This is a genomic window from Streptomyces sp. Go-475, assembly GCF_003330845.1.
Taxonomy (GTDB): domain Bacteria; phylum Actinomycetota; class Actinomycetes; order Streptomycetales; family Streptomycetaceae; genus Streptomyces.
The window spans coordinates 5,830,286-5,847,352 of the sequence record NZ_CP026121.1; the positions used below are offsets into that span (position 1 = coordinate 5,830,286).

The window sequence follows — 17,067 nt, forward strand, 5'->3', positions numbered from 1 at the left end:
CCGCCGGTTCACCGCGACGCGAGCACCGCCTCCATCACCGCCCGCGCGATCGGCGCCGCGTCCCCGCCGCCGCTGATGTTCCGCCGCTCCGCCTCCGCGTCCTCCACGACCACCGCGACCGCCACCCGCGGCGCGAGGTCCCGTTCGCCCTGGGCCCAGGAGATGAACCAGGCGTAGGGCGTGCCGGAGTTGCGGCGGCCGTGCTGGGCCGTGCCGGTCTTGCCGCCCACCTTGGAGCCGCGGATCGCGGCCCGCCATCCGGTGCCGTCCTCGACCACCTCCCGCATCAGCGCCCGCAGCCGGACCGCGGTCGAGGGGTACATCGCCTGGCGCACCGCGCGCGAACCGGCCGTCGCGAGGATGCTGCCGCCCGGCCGGGTCGTGCGCTCCACCAGGTACGGCTCCCGCACCTGACCGCCGTTGGCGACGGCCGCCGCGACCATCGCCATCTGCAGCGGCGTGGCCCGGGTGTTGTACTGGCCGATCGACGACAGCCCGAGCTGCGCCCGGTCGAGCGAGGTGTCGAAGGTGGAGCGGGCCACCGGGAACGGGACGCGCAGGGCCGGGTTGTTGAAGCCGAAGGCGCGGGCGGTGGCCGTCATGTCCGGCGCGCCGACCGCCACGCCGAGCCTGGCGAACACCGTGTTGCAGGAGAGGGTGAAGGCCTCCCGTACGGAGGCGTTCCGGCAGCCCCGGGACGCGTTCGTCAGACGGGTCCGCGTGCCGGGCAGGGTGTACGGGTCGGGGGAGTCGGTCGGCGCGTCGAGGTCCGTGACCACACCGGCGTCCAGCGCGGCGGCCAGGGTGACGACCTTGAAGGTGGAGCCCGGCGGATACGTCTGCCGGATCGCCCGGTTGAGCATCGGCCGGTCCCGGTCGGCGTTCAGCCGCCGCCACGCCTCGGCCGCCGCAGGACCGTTCCCGGACAGCGGCTGGGGGTCGTAGGACGGGCGGGACACCAGCGCCAGGATGCGGCCCGTCGACGGTTCCACGGCCGCGACCGCGCCCTTGAGCCCGGCGAGCCCCTCGTACGCCGCCCGCTGCGCGGCCGGGTCGAGGGTGGTGACGACGTCCCCGCCGGAGTTCCGCGCCCGCGTGAAGTCGTTCCACAGCGGGAACGGCGCGAGCATCGGGTCCGAGCCGGACAGGATGCCGTCCTCGCTGTGCTCCAGCAGCGTCGTCCCGTACAGCTGGGAGGCGAAGCCGGTGACCGGGGCGTACAACGGGCCGTCGGTGTAGGTGCGTTCGTAGCGCAGGTGCTCCCGGGTGTCCTTGGAGCCGGTGACGGGCCGACCGCCGACCAGGATGTCGCCGCGCGGCTGCTCGTAGCGGGCGATGTCCGGGCGGCGGTTGGCCGGGTTGCGGTCGTAGGCGGGGGCCTGGACGACCTGGACGCGGGCGGCGTTGACCAGCAGGGCCACCAGCAGCAGGGCGCAGAAGAAACCGGCGTGCCGGATGTGCCGGGTCACCGGCCGTCCTGCCCGTCGTGCTGACGCCGGGCCGAGTCGCTCACCCGGACCAGCAGCGCCACGATCGCCCAGTTGGTGACGACCGAGGAGCCGCCCTGCGCCAGGAACGGCATCGCCATGCCCGTCAGCGGGATCAGCCCGGTCACCCCGCCCGCGATGACGAACACCTGGAGCGCCACGAGCGAGGCGAGCCCGACGGCGAGCAGCCGGCCGAACGGCTCGCGCAGCGCGAGGCCCGCCCGGTAGCCGCGCTCCACCAGCAGGCCGTAGAGGAGGAACACGGCGGACAGACCCGCGAAGCCCAGTTCCTCGCCCGCCGTGGCCAGGATGAAGTCCGACTTCACGGCGAAGCCGATGAGGACCGAGTGGCCGAGCCCGAGGCCCGTGCCGAGGAGGCCGCCCTCGGCGAAGGCGAACAGCGACTGGGCGAGCTGGTTGGCGCCCTCGCCCGCCTCGATCGAGGCGAAGGGGTGCAGCCACGTCTCGATCCTGCCGTGCACGTGCGGCTCCAGCCGGCCGACGGCGACCGCGCCCAGCGCCGCCAGCAGCAGTCCCACGGCGATCCAGCCGGTGCGGCCGGTGGCGACGTAGAGCAGGACCACGAACAGGCCGAAGAAGAGCAGCGAGGTGCCGAGGTCGCGTTCCAGGATCAGGACGCCGACGCTCACCAGCCAGACGGCGACGATCGGGCCGAGGACCCGGCCGGTGGGCAGCTGGAGCCTCCAGACGCGGCGCCCTGTGTAGGCGAGGGCGTTGCGGTTCGCCGCCAGGTACGCGGCGAAGAACACCGCCAGCAGCACCTTCGCGAACTCGCCCGGCTGGATGGAGAACCCGGCGACCCGGATCCAGATGCGGGCCCCGTTCACCGCCGGGAACAGGATCGGCAGGGTGAGCAGCACCAGCGCGGCGGCCACGCACACGTAGGTGTAGCGCTGGAGCACGCGGTGGTCGCGCAGGACCAGGACGACCAGGATGAACAGCGCCACGCCCAGCGTCGACCACACCAGTTGGGCCGGTGCCGCCCGGTCGCCCGGGGTCTCCAGGTCGAGCCGGTAGATGAGCACCAGGCCGAGCCCGTTGAGCAGCACGCCGATCGGCAGCAGCAGGGGGTCGGCGTGCGGGGCCCGCAGGCGCACCGCCAGATGGGCCAGCAGCGCGAGCACGCCGAGCCCCGCGCCGTAGCCGGCGGCACCGGGCGGGACGGTGCCGTTCCGGGCGAGGCCCACGGCGCAGTAGCCGTACACCGACAGCAGGACGGCGAGGACGATGAGGGCGAGTTCGATGCCCCGGCGCCGGGGGAGGCGGCGGACGGCGGGCGCGGGCGGGTCCGCCGTCGCCACGGTGATTCCGGCCTTGCTCATGTCCGGAACCTACCCAAACAGTGCGTCTTGTGTGCCTTTGGGATCGAGTTTCAGCACCAGCGTGGCGCGGGGCCGATGTTGTCGATGTAGCGGGCGGCGCCCCAGGCCCAGGTGCCGTCCGTCAGGAGGTACCAGAGCGGGTTGCCCTTCACGGTCTCGCCGCCGGTCTTGCAGAAGATCCTGACGATGTCGCCCTTGTGGGCGTACCGGATGATCTGCGAGCCGCGGTTCGGGGCGCTGCGCAGCGCCAGGGTGTTCGCCGTGACGACGCCCTTGAAGAGGTGCTTCCCGTGGTGGCCGTGGTGGTCGCCGTTGCCGCCGGCGGGGTCGTGGTGGTGGTTGCCGTTGCCGCCGGCCGGGTCCCAGTCGTCGTGCGCGGCGGCGGTGGCGGGTGTGACGGCGGCCGCGGCGGCGAGGAGCCCGGCGGCGGTGGCTATGGAGAGGCGGGAGCGCAGGGACATGGGGATGACCTCCATGTGGGGGCGGAAGGTGCCGAAGCTGACTAATCGCCACATTAGGAGCGCTCTCCGGGGGCCGCCCCTCACAGTGGGCCATAGGAGGAGCGGCCCGGGCCCTCAGCCCGCCGCCAGTTCCAGGGTCGCCACGGCCCCGCCGTCCGGCGCGTTCGCGAACTCCAGCCGCGCCCCCAGCACCTCCGCCTGCCCCCGCGCGATGGTCAGCCCCAGCCCGTGCCCCCGGGCACCGCCCTCCGTACGGAACCGCTGCGGCCCGTGCGTCACCAGGTACTCCGGAAAGCCGTCCCCATGGTCGCGAACCGTCACCACCGGCCCGTCCACGGTCAGCACCACCGGCCCCCGGCCGTGCTTGTGCGCGTTCGCCACCAGGTTCCCCAGCACCCGCTCCAGCCGCCGCCGGTCCGTCTCCACTCGCACGTCCCGCACGACGACGACCTCCGTGCCGCTCCCAGACGCGCGCACCACCCGCTCGGCCAGCGGACCCAACTGCTCGGTGTCCAGCTCCAGCCGCTCCCGCCCGGTGTCCAGCCGGGAGATCTCCAGCAGGTCCTCGGTGAGGGTGCGCAGCGCCGCCACCCGATCCCGCACCAGCTCGGTCGGACGGCCCGGCGGCAGCAGCTCGGCCGCCGCGTGCAGCCCCGTCAGCGGCGTGCGCAGCTCATGGGCGACGTCCGCGGTGAACCGCTGCTCGGCGAGCAGTTTGCCCTGCAACGACGACGCCATGGAGTCCAGCGCGGCGGCGACCGCGGCCACCTCGTCCTGCGGGCGCGCCGGGGCCCTGGTCCGCGGATCCGCGCGGGGGTCGTTCACGCGCGCGTCCAGGTCGCCCGCGCTGATCCGCCGGGCCACCCGTGCCGTGGTGTGCAGCCGCCGCGTCACCCGCGTCACCGCGAACGCGCCGACCAGCAGCGTCGCCCCGATCGCCAGCCCCGACGACCACAGGATCGCCCGGTCCAGGCCCGCGATGGTGCGCGCCTGCTGCGAGTAGTCGACCGCCACGGCCAGCGCCCGGTCACCGTCGGCCGGCCCCGCCGCCCACATCGTGGGGCGCCCCGCGTAGTCGGCGACCATCGTGCCCCGGTCCCCGGCCACCGCCAGCTCCCGCAGTTGCCGCGGCAGCCCCGGCGGATCCACCCCGGCGCCCCGCCGGAGCGTGTCCCCGGCCTCGTACCGCTCGGCCGCCTGCGTCAGCCGTTGCAGCGCCTGGTCCCGGGCCTGGCCGACGGTCTGGTTGGTCACCTGCACGTGCACCAGGACGCCGAGCAGGGCGGCCAGCGCGCAGCACATCACCGTGATGAAGGCGGCGGCCTTCACGGCGAGCGTCCCGGACCACTGGGGGAGCCTGCGCCTCATCGGGTGTCCGCCGAAGGGGAGAGCGAGGGGGACGCCGACGGGCGCGGGGCGTGGGTGCGCGGGCCGGTGCGCAGCATCTCGTCGTGGGTGAGGAGCATGGCCCGCTGGTCCCGGTCCCAGGTCCACTGGAGGCGGTACTCGTAGCCGGCGACCTCCGACGGCGAGCGGATGACGAGGGAGCGCCCGGCCAGCTCGACACCGCTGAGCGCGTCCTCCCAGGTCATCACCTGCACCAGCCGGTGCTTCTCGACGGTGTACACGCGCACCGCGGTCGTCTTCCCGGGCAGCAGGCGGAAGCCCAGCGTCAGGTCGTCGCGCCCGTCGCCGGTCAGGTCCCGGTAGTACGGCCTGAGGACCGGGCACTTCCCGTGCTCCGGCCCCTTCGCGCAGTCGGCCATCCGCCGCTTCGTGTCCCGGTAGGGCGCCTTCGCCCCGTCGTAGTCGCCGGGACTCGCGGCGATCTCGGCCCGGACGATCCCGACCGGGTCCACCCGGCGGATGTCGTCGCCGGCGGGGACCTTTACCCCCTTGACCACCTCGGTGTTCACCTCGCCGATCTCGAAGGCCGGGCTCGACGCCGGTGTCAGCTCCGGCCAGAGCCGGGCCGGACCGACCGCCGTCGGGGTCGGCCCGGCGCCCTCCAGACCGCCGGCGTCCCCGCAGCCCACGGCGGTCGCCAGCAACAGGACGACGGCCGCGGCGCGGCGGGCTGCCTTTCCAGGGCGGCTGAGGGGCACTGCACTCCTGCGGTTCGTGGGTCGTCACGCGGCTCGGGCGCGACCGCCGGCCGCGTACACCTTATTCGCGGGGACGTCCCATTTGCGCGAGAGGGCGGTCGGGTGGGGGCGTGTGCCGTGCTGCTCGGTGAGCGCCCTCCGTGCCGCTGGGCGGGCCGCTGCCGTGTCACTCGGTGAGTTCCTCCAGCAGCCGGGCCGTGGACAGACCGGCGCGCAGGTACTCGACGAACAGGTCGTTGTGCAGCGCCCAGGGCGAGCGGCGGTCCCGGATCAGCCGGATCGCCGCGTCGGCGGAGCTGCCCCGGTGGATCAGCGCGTGCGCCACGACGAGGCCGGAGCGGTTGTACCCGTGGTAGCAGCGGACCAGGACCCGGCGCCCCTCGTCCAGCGCCTCGCACGCGGCCTCGGCGAGCCGGATCACCCCGGCCAGCTGCGTCCCGTCCAGGGGCCCGTCGGGGATCGGCCAGACGTGGTGCCGGACGCCGGGATCGGGGCCGTGCCCCGGCAGCCGGAGCAGCGTCTGCACGAGATCGAACTCGTCCCGTACGACCGCGAACTCCGGATGGCCCAAGGCTCCCGTGTACTCGTGGCCGCCCATCCACAGGCCGGGGGCGACCTCGCTCCACGGGCTCTCGGGAGCCGGCACGTCAGGTTTCCTGCGGGTACGCAACGGAGCCTCCCCACCATCACCGCCCGAAGGGTCCGCCGGGCAGGCCCAACTCCTCTCAAAGGTAGCCGGGTTCTTGCCCCCGCAGCACCCCGCCTGTTCCCATGGTCGGGGGTGATGGTGCATGGACGGACTGCGTGTCGTGCCGGCCTGGCGGCACGGTCAGGAGCGGCTGTACGTCTGCCTCCCGGACGGCAGGAACATCGCCTGGTACGACCGTGAGGCGGCCCGGGTCAACCTGCTCGGCGAGGACCGCGAGGACGAGGTGCTCCGGGCCCTCGGGCCCTTCATCACCGGCCCCGTGACGGTGGGGCCGCCCCCCGTGCCGACCTCCGCCGAACTCGCCCGCCTGGCCCTCCACCCCGACGACGACCTGGCCCCCAACCGCCCCGGCGAGGCCCTCCTCGTCGCCCTCGACCGCGATCCGGGCCCGGCCCGCCGGCTGCGCGCCGACCCGCGCCGCCGGGCCCTGGAGGCCGAACAGGCGGTCGGGGACGCCCTGGACCGCCTGGACGGCGCGGGCTGGCACGCCCTGCACTCCGTCCCGCTCCCCGGCGGCGACCGCGTCCACCACCTGCTGATCGGCCCCGGCGGGCTGTTCGCCGTGCACACGCTGTACGCGCGCAGGCAGCGGGTGACGGTCGCCGACCCCCTGGTCACCCTGGGCCGCCGCGACCCGTACCCCCTGCTGCGCCGCGTCCGCTCCGACGCCGCCCGCGCCTCCTACGCCCTGACCGCGGAGGTCCGTCCCGTGCTCGCCCTGGTCGGCCCGGCGAGGGTGTCGATCCCGGCCCCGCCCCGCGAGGTCCGCGTCCTGACCGACACGGACCTGGAGGCCCTGTCCCACCAGGGCGGCGTCCTGAAACCGGCGGACGTCGAGGCCCTCCACGCGATGGCCCGCGACCGGAGCACGTGGGGGAGGGTTTGAGGCGGGGGCCTGTCCGGATATCCCCCCGGACTGGGGCCCCGGGTACGCGGTAACCCCCGTCCAGCACCTCCGACCCGGCCCGGGCCCCCGGCCCAGAGCTACGGCAGCCGCCCCGCCCGCCCCCCGTCCAGCAGGGGAGCCAGCAGGTCGCCGTAGTCCTGCACCCGGGGAGCGATGTCCCGCGCGTGGAAGTCCAGGCGTCCGGGCGCGCCGCAGTCCTCGACCTCCTCCCAGGTCACGGGCGCCGAGACGGTCGGCTCGGGGCGGGCCCGCAGCGTGTACGGGGTCGCCGTGGTCTTGCGGGCGGCGTTCTGGCTCCAGTCGACGAAGACCTTCCCGGGCCGCAGACTCCTGGTCATGCGGTGCAGCGCCAGGCGGGGCATGGCCTTCTCCGCCTCGACGGCCAGCTCCTTGGCGTACTCGGACACCCGCTCGGAGGACGCCCCGCGCACGGCGGCGAGCAGATGCAGGCCCTTCGACCCGGAGGTCTTGGCATAGGCCTCGATGCCGTCCGCCGCCAGCCGTTCCCGCAGCCACAGCGCGACCTCGCAGCACTGCACGATGCTCGCCGGCGCCCCCGGATCGAGGTCGAAGACGATCCGGTCGGCCTCGTCCGGCGTGCCGACCAGCCACTGGTGGGTGTGGAACTCGGCGACGAGGTTGGCCGCCCACATCAGGCTCGGCAGATCCTGCACCAGCACCATCCGCGACGGCCCCTCCACCCGCGGCACCTCGGCGGTGGTGACCCACTCGGGCGTACCCGGCGGCACGTTCTTCGTGAAGAACACCTGCCCGTCCGGCCCGTCCGGATACCGCAGGAAGGACACCGCCCGGTCGCGCAGATGCGGCAGCAGGACCTCGGCGACGGTCGCGTAGTAGTGCAGCACCTCGCCCTTGGTGAAGCCGGTGGCGGGATACAGCACCTTCTCCAGATTGCTGAGCGGGAGCCGTCGCCCCTCCACCACTGTGATAGGCGCCATACGATAAGAATCCCACGCAAACCGTGACGAACACTCCCGAGCGTGACCGGAAGGGTGCTGCACGTGAGATCCATATGGAACGGCGCCATCTCGTTCGGCCTGGTCAGCATTCCGATCAAGCTGGTGAACGCCACCGAGAGCCACTCGATCTCCTTCCGCCAGATCCACACCGAGGACGGCGGCCGCATCCGCTACCGCAAGTTCTGTGAACTGGAGGACCGCGAGGTCACCCAGGGGGAGATCGGCAAGGGCTACGAGGACGCGGACGGCACGATCATCCCGATCACCGAGGAGGATCTGTCCAGCCTGCCCATCCCGACGGCCAAGACGATCGAGATCGTCGCCTTCGTGCCGGCCGACCGGATCGACCCGCTCCAGATGGACGCCGCGTACTACCTCCAGGCGAGCGGCGCCCCCGCGGCGAAGCCCTACACCCTGCTCCGGGAGGCGCTCAAGCGCAGCAACAAGGTGGCCATCGCCAAGTTCGCCCTGCGCGGCCGGGAGCGCCTCGGCATGCTCCGCGTGGTCGGCGACGCCATCGCGATGCACGGCCTGCTCTGGCCGGACGAGGTCCGCGCCCCCGAGGGCGTGGCCCCCGACACGAACGTCACGGTCCGCGACAAGGAACTGGACCTCGCCGACGCGCTGATGGACACCCTGGGCGAGGTCGACCTGGAGGACCTGCACGACGAGTACCGCGAGGCCGTGGAGGAGGTCATCGCCGCGAAGGCCGCCGGCGAGGCCCCGCCGCAGGCCCCGGAGCCGGCCGCCGGCGGCAAGGTCCTGGACCTGATGGCGGCCCTGGAGAACAGCGTCCGCGCGGCCCGCGAGTCCCGCGGCGAGGAGGCCGGGGACCACGCCGAGGTCCAGCCGCTGCCGCAGCGCAAGACGTCCCGCGCGGCCCCCAAGCAGACCGGCGGCAAGAAGTCGACGTCCACGGCGAAGAAGACGGCGGCCAAGAAGGCGGCGGCGAAGAAGACGACCGCCAAGTCGGCGCAGGGGACGAAGAAGACGGCCGCGAAGAGCACCGCCAAGAGCACCGCGAAGAAGACGACGGCGAAGAAGTCGACGCCCCGCAAGCGCTCGGCCTGACCCCCGCCGCGGCACCGGAACCGCGAGGGGCGTGCTCAGTGGTGCTCGGAGACGAGCACCGCGCGCGTGCCCGGCTCCAGCGCCTGGAAGACGTGCGGGACGTCGGCCGGATAGCAGATGTAGTCGCCCGGGCGCAGCTCCACCGGCTCGTCGGCGGTGCCCACCAGGGCCCGGCCCGCGCTGATCACGACGTGTTCCACGACGCCCGGCAGGTGCGGTGCGGAGGAGCGCCCCGCGCCCGGCTCGGCGGTCACGCCGTACACGTCCCGCCGTGCCCCGGGCGGGGAGGCGGCGAGGAGGGTGGCCCGGTAGTCGCTCTGCTCGGAGCCGACCGCCGGCCCCTGCCCGGCCCGGATCACCTGCACCTGCGGCCGGGGGGCCGTCAGCAGCCGGGCGAAGGGGATCTCCAGCGCCACGCACAGTGCCCACAGCGTCTCCAGGCTGGGGTTCCCGGTGCCCGACTCCAGCTGGGACAGCGTGGACTTGGCGAGCCCGGCCCGCCGCGCGACCTCGGTGAGGGAGAGCCCGGCCCGGACGCGTTCCGCCCGCAACGACGCGGCGATCATCTCGATCGGGGGCTTGGGGGAGGGGTCGGTGTCGGACACAGCGCGTTCGCTCCAGTGGTCGTTCGTTCGTCTTGACGAACGATACGCCGGGCGTTCACTGTAAACAACATGCGTTCGTTCTGGAGAACACCGACACTGGACGGGACCCTCCCACGCGACATCGCGCTGGTCTGCCTGGCTGTCGGGGTGATCGGCGTCTCGTACGGCGCCCTCGCGGTCACCTCGGGCTTCCCCTGGTGGTTCCCCGTCCTGATGGGGGCGCTCGTCCTGGCCGCCTCGTCCGAGATCCTGTTCGTCGGGATCATCGCCGCCGGCGGCAGCCCGCTCGCGGCGCTGCTGGCGGGGCTGCTGGTCAACGCGCGCCACCTGCCGTTCGGGCTGGCGGTCCCCGACGTCCTCGGCCGGGGCCGGCGCAGGGTGCTCGGCACGCATCTGATGAACGACGAGACGGTCGTCTTCGCCCTCGCCCAGGACGAGCCGGAGCGCAGACGCGCCGCGTACTGGCTCTGCGGCCTCGGCATCCTGGTCTGCTGGCCGGCCGGCGCCGCGCTGGGCGCCCTGCTCGGCAGCGTCGTACGGGACACCGACGCCCTCGGACTGGACGCCATGTTCCCCGCGGTGATCCTGGCCCTGATCCTGCCCGCGCTGACGACCCGGCCGCTACGACGGACCGCACTCGCCGGCGCCGCGCTGGCCCTGACCGTCACCCCGTTCCTGCCGGCGGGCCTGCCGGTCCTGACGGCCCTGGCCGCACTGCCCCTCTCCACGGTCGGGGCGAAGGAAGGGGCTGTGCGATGACTGCGCCCGCACTGCCCCTCTCCACGGTCGGGGCGAAGGAAGGGGCTGTGCGATGACGGCGGAGCAGACGGGCGACGCCCTGCCGATGCTCCCGACGCTGACGGCGATGCTCGCCCTGGCGGCCGGAACCTTCCTGCTCCGCCTCGCGGGCCCGGCCCTGCGAGCCAGGATCGGCTTCCCGGAGCGCGCCGAGAAACTGCTGGAGGTCTCGGCGGTCCTCCTGCTCGCCGCTCTCGCCGCCACGTCCGCCTTCACCGAGGGACACGCCTTCACCGGCCCCGCCCGCCCGCTCGGGGTCCTGGTCGGCGGAGTACTCGCCTGGCGCAGGGCACCGTTCCTCGTCGTCGTACTGGCCGCGGCGGGCACGGCGGCGCTGCTGCGGATGGCGGGGCTGCCGTGAGACGCCGCCGCCCCGGCTGCTCCTGCCGGCGCGCCACGGCGACTGCGCGGTGATGCGCCCGCGTCTCGAGCCCACGGCTTCCCGGCCGACGCGGCGCCGCACCGCCACAGGGGGCGTCAGGCCACCCGCCGCTCCTCCTGCCCGGACTCCTCGTCCGGCTCGTCCGGCAGATGGACGTCGTCGACGGAGATGTTGACCTCCACGACCTCCAGACCGGTCATCCGCTCCACCGCCTCGACGACGCTGGTCCGGACGTCCGCGGCGGTGTCGGCGATGGCGGCGCCGTACTCCACGACCACGTCGAGGTCGACGGCGGCCTGGCGCTCACCGACCTCCACCTTCACCCCTTGGGTGACCCCAGTGGCCCCACCGCCCCCACCGGGCACGCGCTGACGCACGGCACCGAGAGCCCTGGTCATCCCTCCGCCGAGGTGGTGGATCTCCGGTACCTCCCGGGCCGCCATGCCCGCGATCTTCGCCACGACCGCGTCCGCGATCTCGGTCTTCCCGCGCGCGTCCGGGGGAGCCTGGCCCCCCTTGCCGCCGGCGGCGTTACTGCGCTGAGTGGTCTCCGTCATGGCCGTCACCTCGATGGCTCGATGATCGGTGCGGGGGATATGAGCAGCGTCGTTCTCCTCCACGGTAGAACAATGGTGCATAAGGGGCGAAAGTGTCGAAGTCACCGCAGGAGGTGACGGACATGACGCTGCAGCACGTCCCTCGCCGTCTCGGCTGACTGGTGCCCGGCGAGGACCTGCACGGTGAGTCCGTCGGCCACGGCGAGCAGACTCCGCGCCTCCTGGACGGCGTCGAAGTGCCGGGAGATCTCCCCGGTGTCCTGCCCGTAGCGGACGATCCACACGACGAGGTCGTGGAGCCTGGCGTACGTCTCCCGCAGCACCGCGCCCAGCCTCTCACTGGCCGCCGCATGACCGACGAAGGCCACCCAGACATGCGCCTGTTCCCTCGACTCCGCGTCCAGCAGGGCGAGTTGGGTCAGGGTGTGCCACAGCAGGGTGGCCGCGGCCTGTGGCTCCGAGGCCGCGGCGATGCGCCGGTCGGCGCGCTCACTGACGTGCTGCGAGACATGCTCCAGCGCGAAGAGCAGCATGTCCTCCTTGGTCCGGAAGCACCGCTGCACGGCCCCCATGGACACCTCCGCCTCGGCGGCGACGTCCCGGAGGCTGACGGACTCCATCCCGGAACGCGCGATCAGCGCGCAGACCGCGTCGGCGATCCGCGCCCGCCGCTCCTCGTAGTCGACCTGCTTGGGCAAGCTCCACCCTCCCGCCTTTCCGATGCACTTGCATCGTATCCCCTTCGCGATGCACGATGTGATGCGAACGCATCGGAAAAACTCGGCACCGCAGGGGGAACCCGTCATGCCCAACCACCCCAAGACCCGTAACGCCGGCCCGGCCCAGGGCCTGCTCTGGCTCTTCGGCGCGATCCTCACCATTCAGGGCTTCGGCTCGGCCGTCACGGAGGCCGGCTGGAACACCAGCTTCGGCGTCTCGGGCCTGCTGCGAGCGGCTGACGTGCCCGAGTGGGGAGCGCTTCTGGTCGGTTGCGCGGGCGTCGCCCTCCTGGCGACGGCGGCCCGCCGCCACGTCAGGAGCCGCGCCGGCCGCCGCACCTGACAGGGCGTCAGCCCGCCCCGGCCTCTCGGGCGTCCGAGCTTGATGACGGTGGCGCGCGTTGCGCAAGGGCCGGTGAGGTCTTCCGGGGCGGAGGTGAGCATGTGACGGGCCCCGGAGCGGCGAGGGCGGTCGCGCAGCCCGGCCTCGGCCAGCCCTCGCTGTCGAGTACCAGCGTGCCGCCCGGGGTGGCAGGCGAGCATGTCACTCCGCGCTCGCCTCATCGCCGGTCTGCTGTGCGCGTGCTGCGTGGACTGGTCGGGCCGGGCCTGCACGGGTCGGGCGGCAGGGGCGAGAAGCCCGGCGAGTACGTCGTCGACGTGCCCTGACGACGACCCACGCACGACACCTCCGGCAATGGCCGTGAAGTCTGTGAGCCAGGACACATGTCCGGGGTGCATAGCGGGGCAGGGGCCGGCGCCTTTATTGAAGGTGTAGGGGCGTGTCTAGGTAAGGGACGACGCTGATGGGGGAGTTGCGGGCCGAGGAGTTCGACCGGTTCGTGGCGGCTCGGTGGTCGGCGTTGCTTCACCTGGCGCGGCTGCTCACCGGCGGAGACCGGCACCGGGCCGAGGATCTGCTGCAAGAGGCGCTCGTCAAGCTGTGGTTCGCCTGGCCGAGGGTGGCCGAGCAGGCGCCCGAGGCCTACGTGCGCAGGGTCCTGGCCCGTGCCGCGGCTCGCTCGGCACGGCGTCGCTGGTGGGGTGAGCACCCCGTGGACCAGCTGCCCGACCCGCCCGAGCGGGGAGACGAGACCGCCGCCGTGGACGAACGGACCCGGTTGGAGGCCATGTTGGCGGTCCTTCCGGCGCGCCAGCGGGCCGCTGTGGTGCTGCGCTACTACCAAGACCTGCCCGAGCGGGCCGTCGCCGAGGTACTGGGGTGTCCGGTGGGCACCGCCCGTTCACTCACGGCACGCGGCGTCGCGCGGTTGCGGCAGCTACTGGCTGAGGCGACAGAGCCGGTGGAGTGAAGAAGGAGCCATGGATCACTTCGAGCAGGAGCTGGCACGGATGATGCGTGACAGCCAGGAGGACACGCCCTACGAGGACCGGCACCGACGCCGGCTGCGAGCCGGCGTGCGCGCCCGGCAGCGGGCCCGGACCGCCTGGATGGCCACCGGATCCGTACTGACCCTTACCGGACTCGCAGTCGGACTGACGGTCCTGCCGAGCTCTTTCGCCCAGGGCGGGCCCACCGGCCCTCAGCACCGCCCCGTCACCTCCGCCGGGTCGGTCCCGATGCCGTCGACGGCCCGCCCCGCCTCCACCGCCGCAGGGATGCCGATGCCCACCTGCACGCCGCCGACCGAACCGGCGCCGCTGCCGTCGACGGCCCGCCCCGGCTCCACTGCCGCAGGGATGCCGATGCCCACCTGCACGTCGACCATCAGGCCGGTGCCGATGCCGTACCGCCCCTCGACCCCCGAGCCGGTCCCGATGCCGACACGGACCTCGACCACCAGGTAGCGCCCTGGCCGGGTTCGAGCGGCCCCGGGGTCCGGGGACTGCCTGAGCGGGCGTGACCGCCACCGACCTCCAGGCAGCCGCCCCCCGGCTCACCCTGCTCCCGCCGATCTGGAAGCCGACCACGTGATCCGTGAGAACACGCCCGCGTCTGCCGAAGTGCCGCCGAAGGCGGCGAATCGCCGGCCGACCTCATGGGAGCTGCGGCTGCGCCGCTTCGGGCACGTGGAGCCGCCTCGTACGTCCACACGCGACCGCCTACCGGTGCCGTTCCCCGAACCCGGCTCACGGCTGTGGCGCACCCTCGGACTGTCCCCGGCAGCGGCGGAACGGCTGGCTCGGTGGTCGGGGTGGGGCGGGCCGCTGCTGGTGGCGCTCCTTGCCGGACTGACGCGCTTCTGGCGGCTGGGCAGCCCGCGGGAGGTTGTGTTCGACGAGACGTACTACGCCAAGGACGCCTGGTCCCTGCTGCGGCTCGGCTACGAGGGCACCTGGCCGGACCGTGAGATCGCCGATCCCCAGATCCTGGCGGACCCTCAGGTGATCCCGCTCTCCGGCACCGGGTCCTTCGTCGCGCACCCGCCGATGGGCAAGTGGGTGATCGCCCTGGGCGAGTGGATGTTCGGTCTCAACCCGTTCGGCTGGCGCTTCATGACGGCGGTCCTGGGCACGCTGTCGGTGCTGATGCTGTGCCGAACAGGACGCCGCATGTTCCGTTCGACGGCGCTGGGCTGCCTGGCCGGAACACTGATGGCACTGGACGGCCTCCACCACGTGATGAGCCGCACCGCCCTGCTCGACCTCATCGTCATGTTCTTCGTCCTGGCGGCGTTCGGATGCCTGCTGATCGACCGGGACCAGGCACGGGCCCGGCTCGCGGCAGCCTTACCGGTCGACGGAGACGGCCACACGCGCCCGAACCCTGTCACCGGCGACCGCGCCGGGACGGGAGCCCGTCCATGGCGGCTCGCCGCCGGCTTCTTCCTGGGACTGGCGGCTGCGACCAAATGGAACGGCCTGTACTTCCTCGTCTTGTTCTCGGTGCTCACGGTGCTGTGGGATGTCGGCGCCCGCCGCGTGGCAGGGGCGCACCACCCCTACCGGGCGGTGCTGCGCAGGGACCTCGGCTGGTCGGTGCTGTCCCTCGTCCCGGTCACCGTGCTGACGTATCTGGCGACATGGACCGGCTGGTTCCTGTCCGACAACGGCTACGGACGGCACTGGGCCGACGGCCGCGGCGGCACATGGTCATGGATTCCGGCTTCGCTGCGCAGCCTGTGGCACTACGAGTACGGGGTCTACCAATTCAACGTGGGACTGCGCACTCCCCACACGTACGAGTCCAACCCGTGGAGCTGGCCGGTCCTCGGCCGCCCCGTGCTGTTCCACTACGACGCGCCGGAACCCGGCAAGGGCGGCTGCCACACGACCGCGGACTGCTCACAGGTGATCCTCGCCCTGGGCACACCACTGCTGTGGTGGTCGGCATGCTGCGCCCTGGTGTACCTGCTCTACCGATGGGCGCTGCGCCGCGACTGGCGCGCCGGAGCCGTCCTGTGCGCGGTGGCTGCCGGTTATCTGCCCTGGTTCCTGTACCAGGACCGCACGATCTTCTCCTTCTACGCAGTCGTCTTCGTGCCGTACCTGAGCCTGGCCGTGACGATGATGCTGGCAGCGTTGCAGGGTCCCCCGGGGGCGACGGAGAAACGCCGCACACGGGGTGCGGTGGCCGCAGGCGCGCTCGTGCTGCTCATCGCCTGGAACTTCATCTACTTCTTCCCTATCCACACCGGGCAGACGATCCCGTACGCCGACTGGCGGGCCAGGATGTGGCTGGACACCTGGATTTGATCCATGTCACTCCCCGGCCAGTCGCAAGAAGCGCCGCATGGCGCGCCGGGCTTGGAAGTCGATGTGGCGCGCTGTCGCAGGAGAGATGCCGAGGTGGTAGGCGGCATCGTGGATCGAGTGCCCGTGGAGGTAGGTCAGCACGACGACGTCCCGCTGCCGTTCGGGAAGTTCCTTGATGGCCTGGAAGAGGTTGATCGTCTCCTCCAGTTGCCCGACGGGATCAACCGCCTCGCGCAGCGCGACAGTCTCGAAGGCCGAGTCGATGAGTGCGTCGTGCCGGCCTCGGGTCTTGGCAAGGCTGACAGTATGGAACTTCATCAACTTCCAGGCGTATGCCGCTGGGCTCTCCGTCTTCAGCACCTTCGGCCAGATTCTGAGCAGCGCCTCGAGCGCCGAGTCGACCGCGGTTTCGGCATCGACCGCGTTGTTCAGGTACGTGCTTGCCCAGGCCAGATACGCCGGGTAGTGCATTCGGCAGAATGCCTCGAAGTCGCGCGGACCTCGCTCCACCAGCGATGGCGCGGCGTTCTCGGTTTCGGAGTCCAAGCCGTCGTCCGAGGAGTTGTCCGCCGTAACGTCCGAGCTGGCGGAGTTGTCCGGCGGGTTGTCCATGTGGAGCTCGCTCGCGAGCTGATCGAGGCGGTCGGCACGGTCATCCAGGTGACGCGCGGCCTTGATGAGTGCCAGATCCATGTCGTCGGTCGTGCCGCTCAGCGCGTCCCGTAAGTCGGGTGTCGTGGTGGGCCCGGGCACAGAGTCATCCTCGTCTGTGCCGGGCACCTGACCGCGGAGGCGTTCGAGTTCCTCGGCCAGCAGACGGACTTGTTCGGCAGCCTCCTCGGCGAGTCGGTCAGCTTTCTGACGCTCGGCACGAGCACGTTCCAGTTCCGTCTCCGCGGTCATCCGCTGCTGCTCACTCCGTGCCAGACGCCCATGCACCTGCTCCAACTCGGTGTCCAGGGAACGGAAGGCACGCAGACGGTCCCGTTCTCGGCCCAGCGCGTCGACGTCGCGGTGCAACTTGTCCACCATGGCCAACAGCACGAGCACCATCTGGTTGGCGTCATTGCGCTCGCGCTCCAGCTGCGCGGCGCGCTCCATCGCCCGAACCAGCTTGCCGGAGACCGCGAGCGACCTCTGCTGCAGGAGCACAAGCTCCGCTTCTCCAGCGGAGCTGTCGGCCCCTGTACCGCTCGCAGCCCCGGCCGCGCCCTGTCGGGCAGCGTCTGCCTGCTCGAGGAGCCGATCTCTGTCAGCAGCGCTCCGTGTGCAGACATCGGCTATGG

The 17,067-nt window shown here is 72.5% G+C and carries 19 protein-coding genes; 7 read left to right on the forward strand and 12 right to left on the reverse strand.

Annotated elements, in window-relative coordinates; genetic code table 11:
• Positions 1-8 precede the first annotated feature (8 nt).
• The 6 genes from C1703_RS26980 to C1703_RS27005 all read right to left on the reverse strand — a co-directional run bounded on the left by C1703_RS26980 (position 9) and on the right by C1703_RS27005 (position 6,066).
• Entirely contained in the window at positions 9-1,469 is a 1,461-nt protein-coding gene (locus C1703_RS26980) for a penicillin-binding transpeptidase domain-containing protein (RefSeq protein WP_114255280.1), read from the reverse strand.
• Positions 1,466-2,830 carry an FtsW/RodA/SpoVE family cell cycle protein gene (locus C1703_RS26985; RefSeq protein WP_114255281.1) on the reverse strand — a complete coding sequence of 455 codons (1,365 nt, stop codon included), beginning with the start codon at positions 2,828-2,830 and terminating at the stop codon, positions 1,466-1,468. The genes C1703_RS26980 and C1703_RS26985 overlap by 4 nt, the downstream gene beginning before the upstream one ends.
• Before the next feature lie 50 nt (positions 2,831-2,880).
• Entirely contained in the window at positions 2,881-3,306 is a 426-nt protein-coding gene (locus tag C1703_RS26990; RefSeq protein ID WP_232840602.1) for an SH3 domain-containing protein, read from the reverse strand.
• Positions 3,307-3,405: 99 nt separating this feature from the next.
• Positions 3,406-4,659: a HAMP domain-containing sensor histidine kinase gene (locus C1703_RS26995; protein WP_114255282.1), complete on the reverse strand. Its 1,254-nt coding sequence runs from the start codon at positions 4,657-4,659 to the stop codon at positions 3,406-3,408.
• Positions 4,656-5,396, reverse strand: coding sequence for a hypothetical protein (locus tag C1703_RS27000; RefSeq protein WP_114255283.1), 741 nt, complete (start codon positions 5,394-5,396; stop codon positions 4,656-4,658). The genes C1703_RS26995 and C1703_RS27000 overlap by 4 nt, the downstream gene beginning before the upstream one ends.
• A 166-nt stretch (positions 5,397-5,562) precedes the next feature.
• Positions 5,563-6,066, reverse strand: a complete 504-nt coding sequence (locus C1703_RS27005; protein ID WP_114255284.1) for a dual specificity protein phosphatase family protein — start codon at positions 6,064-6,066, stop codon at positions 5,563-5,565.
• 121 nt (positions 6,067-6,187) lie between these two features.
• Here C1703_RS27005 and C1703_RS27010 point away from each other — a divergent pair, with 121 nt between their 5' ends.
• Entirely contained in the window at positions 6,188-6,991 is an 804-nt protein-coding gene (locus tag C1703_RS27010) for a nuclease-related domain-containing protein (protein ID WP_114255285.1), read from the forward strand.
• A 98-nt stretch (positions 6,992-7,089) separates the two neighbouring features.
• On the opposite strand, the gene ligD is transcribed toward C1703_RS27010, so the two are convergent.
• The gene (ligD, locus tag C1703_RS27015; protein ID WP_114255286.1) at positions 7,090-7,971 is read right to left on the reverse strand and encodes a non-homologous end-joining DNA ligase; all 882 of its coding nucleotides are present in this window, start codon (positions 7,969-7,971) and stop codon (positions 7,090-7,092) included.
• A gap of 54 nt (positions 7,972-8,025) precedes the next feature.
• Between ligD and C1703_RS27020 the strand changes: the two genes are divergently transcribed.
• Positions 8,026-9,063 carry a Ku protein gene (locus C1703_RS27020; RefSeq protein WP_114255287.1) on the forward strand — a complete coding sequence of 346 codons (1,038 nt, stop codon included), beginning with the start codon at positions 8,026-8,028 and terminating at the stop codon, positions 9,061-9,063.
• 35 nt (positions 9,064-9,098) lie between these two features.
• On the opposite strand, the gene C1703_RS27025 is transcribed toward C1703_RS27020, so the two are convergent.
• The gene (locus C1703_RS27025) at positions 9,099-9,629 is read right to left on the reverse strand and encodes an XRE family transcriptional regulator (protein ID WP_114257606.1); all 531 of its coding nucleotides are present in this window, start codon (positions 9,627-9,629) and stop codon (positions 9,099-9,101) included.
• A 108-nt stretch (positions 9,630-9,737) separates the two neighbouring features.
• Between C1703_RS27025 and C1703_RS27030 the strand changes: the two genes are divergently transcribed.
• Together C1703_RS27030 and C1703_RS27035 are read left to right on the forward strand one after the other, a co-directional pair.
• Positions 9,738-10,427: an AzlC family ABC transporter permease gene (locus tag C1703_RS27030; RefSeq protein ID WP_114255288.1), complete on the forward strand. Its 690-nt coding sequence runs from the start codon at positions 9,738-9,740 to the stop codon at positions 10,425-10,427.
• A 52-nt stretch (positions 10,428-10,479) separates the two neighbouring features.
• On the forward strand, positions 10,480-10,827 hold the full coding sequence (locus C1703_RS27035; RefSeq protein ID WP_232840603.1) for an AzlD domain-containing protein: 348 nt from the start codon (positions 10,480-10,482) through the stop codon (positions 10,825-10,827).
• 116 nt (positions 10,828-10,943) lie between these two features.
• Here the strand turns inward: C1703_RS27035 and C1703_RS27040 are convergent, their stop codons facing one another.
• Both C1703_RS27040 and C1703_RS27045 read right to left on the reverse strand, forming a co-directional pair.
• Positions 10,944-11,405, reverse strand: coding sequence for an Asp23/Gls24 family envelope stress response protein (locus C1703_RS27040; RefSeq protein WP_114255289.1), 462 nt, complete (start codon positions 11,403-11,405; stop codon positions 10,944-10,946).
• A gap of 101 nt (positions 11,406-11,506) precedes the next feature.
• Positions 11,507-12,103 carry a TetR/AcrR family transcriptional regulator gene (locus C1703_RS27045; protein ID WP_114255290.1) on the reverse strand — a complete coding sequence of 199 codons (597 nt, stop codon included), beginning with the start codon at positions 12,101-12,103 and terminating at the stop codon, positions 11,507-11,509.
• Between the two features lie 106 nt (positions 12,104-12,209).
• On the opposite strand from C1703_RS27045, the gene C1703_RS27050 reads away from it, so the two are divergent.
• Entirely contained in the window at positions 12,210-12,467 is a 258-nt protein-coding gene (locus C1703_RS27050) for a hypothetical protein (RefSeq protein WP_114255291.1), read from the forward strand.
• A 463-nt stretch (positions 12,468-12,930) separates the two neighbouring features.
• Complete coding sequence (locus C1703_RS27055) at positions 12,931-13,437, forward strand: SigE family RNA polymerase sigma factor (RefSeq protein WP_114255292.1); 507 nt, start codon at positions 12,931-12,933, stop codon at positions 13,435-13,437.
• A 231-nt stretch (positions 13,438-13,668) separates the two neighbouring features.
• Here C1703_RS27055 and C1703_RS27060 read toward each other — a convergent pair whose 3' ends face one another.
• The gene (locus C1703_RS27060; protein WP_114255293.1) at positions 13,669-13,926 is read right to left on the reverse strand and encodes a hypothetical protein; all 258 of its coding nucleotides are present in this window, start codon (positions 13,924-13,926) and stop codon (positions 13,669-13,671) included.
• A gap of 163 nt (positions 13,927-14,089) precedes the next feature.
• Here C1703_RS27060 and C1703_RS27065 point away from each other — a divergent pair, with 163 nt between their 5' ends.
• On the forward strand, positions 14,090-15,781 hold the full coding sequence (locus C1703_RS27065) for a phospholipid carrier-dependent glycosyltransferase (protein ID WP_232840792.1): 1,692 nt from the start codon (positions 14,090-14,092) through the stop codon (positions 15,779-15,781).
• Positions 15,782-15,787: 6 nt separating this feature from the next.
• Here C1703_RS27065 and C1703_RS39900 read toward each other — a convergent pair whose 3' ends face one another.
• Positions 15,788-16,933, reverse strand: coding sequence for a sigma-70 family RNA polymerase sigma factor (locus tag C1703_RS39900; protein WP_232840604.1), 1,146 nt, complete (start codon positions 16,931-16,933; stop codon positions 15,788-15,790).
• Positions 16,934-17,067: the final 134 nt, after the last annotated feature.

What these genes read in the sequence shown, in the direction of transcription:
- C1703_RS26990 (WP_232840602.1), bottom strand. Translation starts at nt 3,306, where the DNA reads ATGGAGGTCATCCCCATGTCCCTGCGCTCCCGCCTCTCCATAGCCACC.
- C1703_RS27030 (WP_114255288.1), top strand. Translation starts at nt 9,738, where the DNA reads ATGCGTTCGTTCTGGAGAACACCGACACTGGACGGGACCCTCCCACGC.
- C1703_RS27035 (WP_232840603.1), top strand. Translation starts at nt 10,480, where the DNA reads ATGACGGCGGAGCAGACGGGCGACGCCCTGCCGATGCTCCCGACGCTG.
- C1703_RS26995 (WP_114255282.1), bottom strand. Translation starts at nt 4,659, where the DNA reads ATGAGGCGCAGGCTCCCCCAGTGGTCCGGGACGCTCGCCGTGAAGGCC.
- C1703_RS27025 (WP_114257606.1), bottom strand. Translation starts at nt 9,629, where the DNA reads ATGATCGCCGCGTCGTTGCGGGCGGAACGCGTCCGGGCCGGGCTCTCC.
- ligD (WP_114255286.1), bottom strand. Translation starts at nt 7,971, where the DNA reads ATGGCGCCTATCACAGTGGTGGAGGGGCGACGGCTCCCGCTCAGCAAT.
- C1703_RS27055 (WP_114255292.1), top strand. Translation starts at nt 12,931, where the DNA reads ATGGGGGAGTTGCGGGCCGAGGAGTTCGACCGGTTCGTGGCGGCTCGG.
- C1703_RS27040 (WP_114255289.1), bottom strand. Translation starts at nt 11,405, where the DNA reads ATGACGGAGACCACTCAGCGCAGTAACGCCGCCGGCGGCAAGGGGGGC.
- C1703_RS27010 (WP_114255285.1), top strand. Translation starts at nt 6,188, where the DNA reads ATGGACGGACTGCGTGTCGTGCCGGCCTGGCGGCACGGTCAGGAGCGG.
- C1703_RS27050 (WP_114255291.1), top strand. Translation starts at nt 12,210, where the DNA reads ATGCCCAACCACCCCAAGACCCGTAACGCCGGCCCGGCCCAGGGCCTG.
- C1703_RS26985 (WP_114255281.1), bottom strand. Translation starts at nt 2,830, where the DNA reads ATGAGCAAGGCCGGAATCACCGTGGCGACGGCGGACCCGCCCGCGCCC.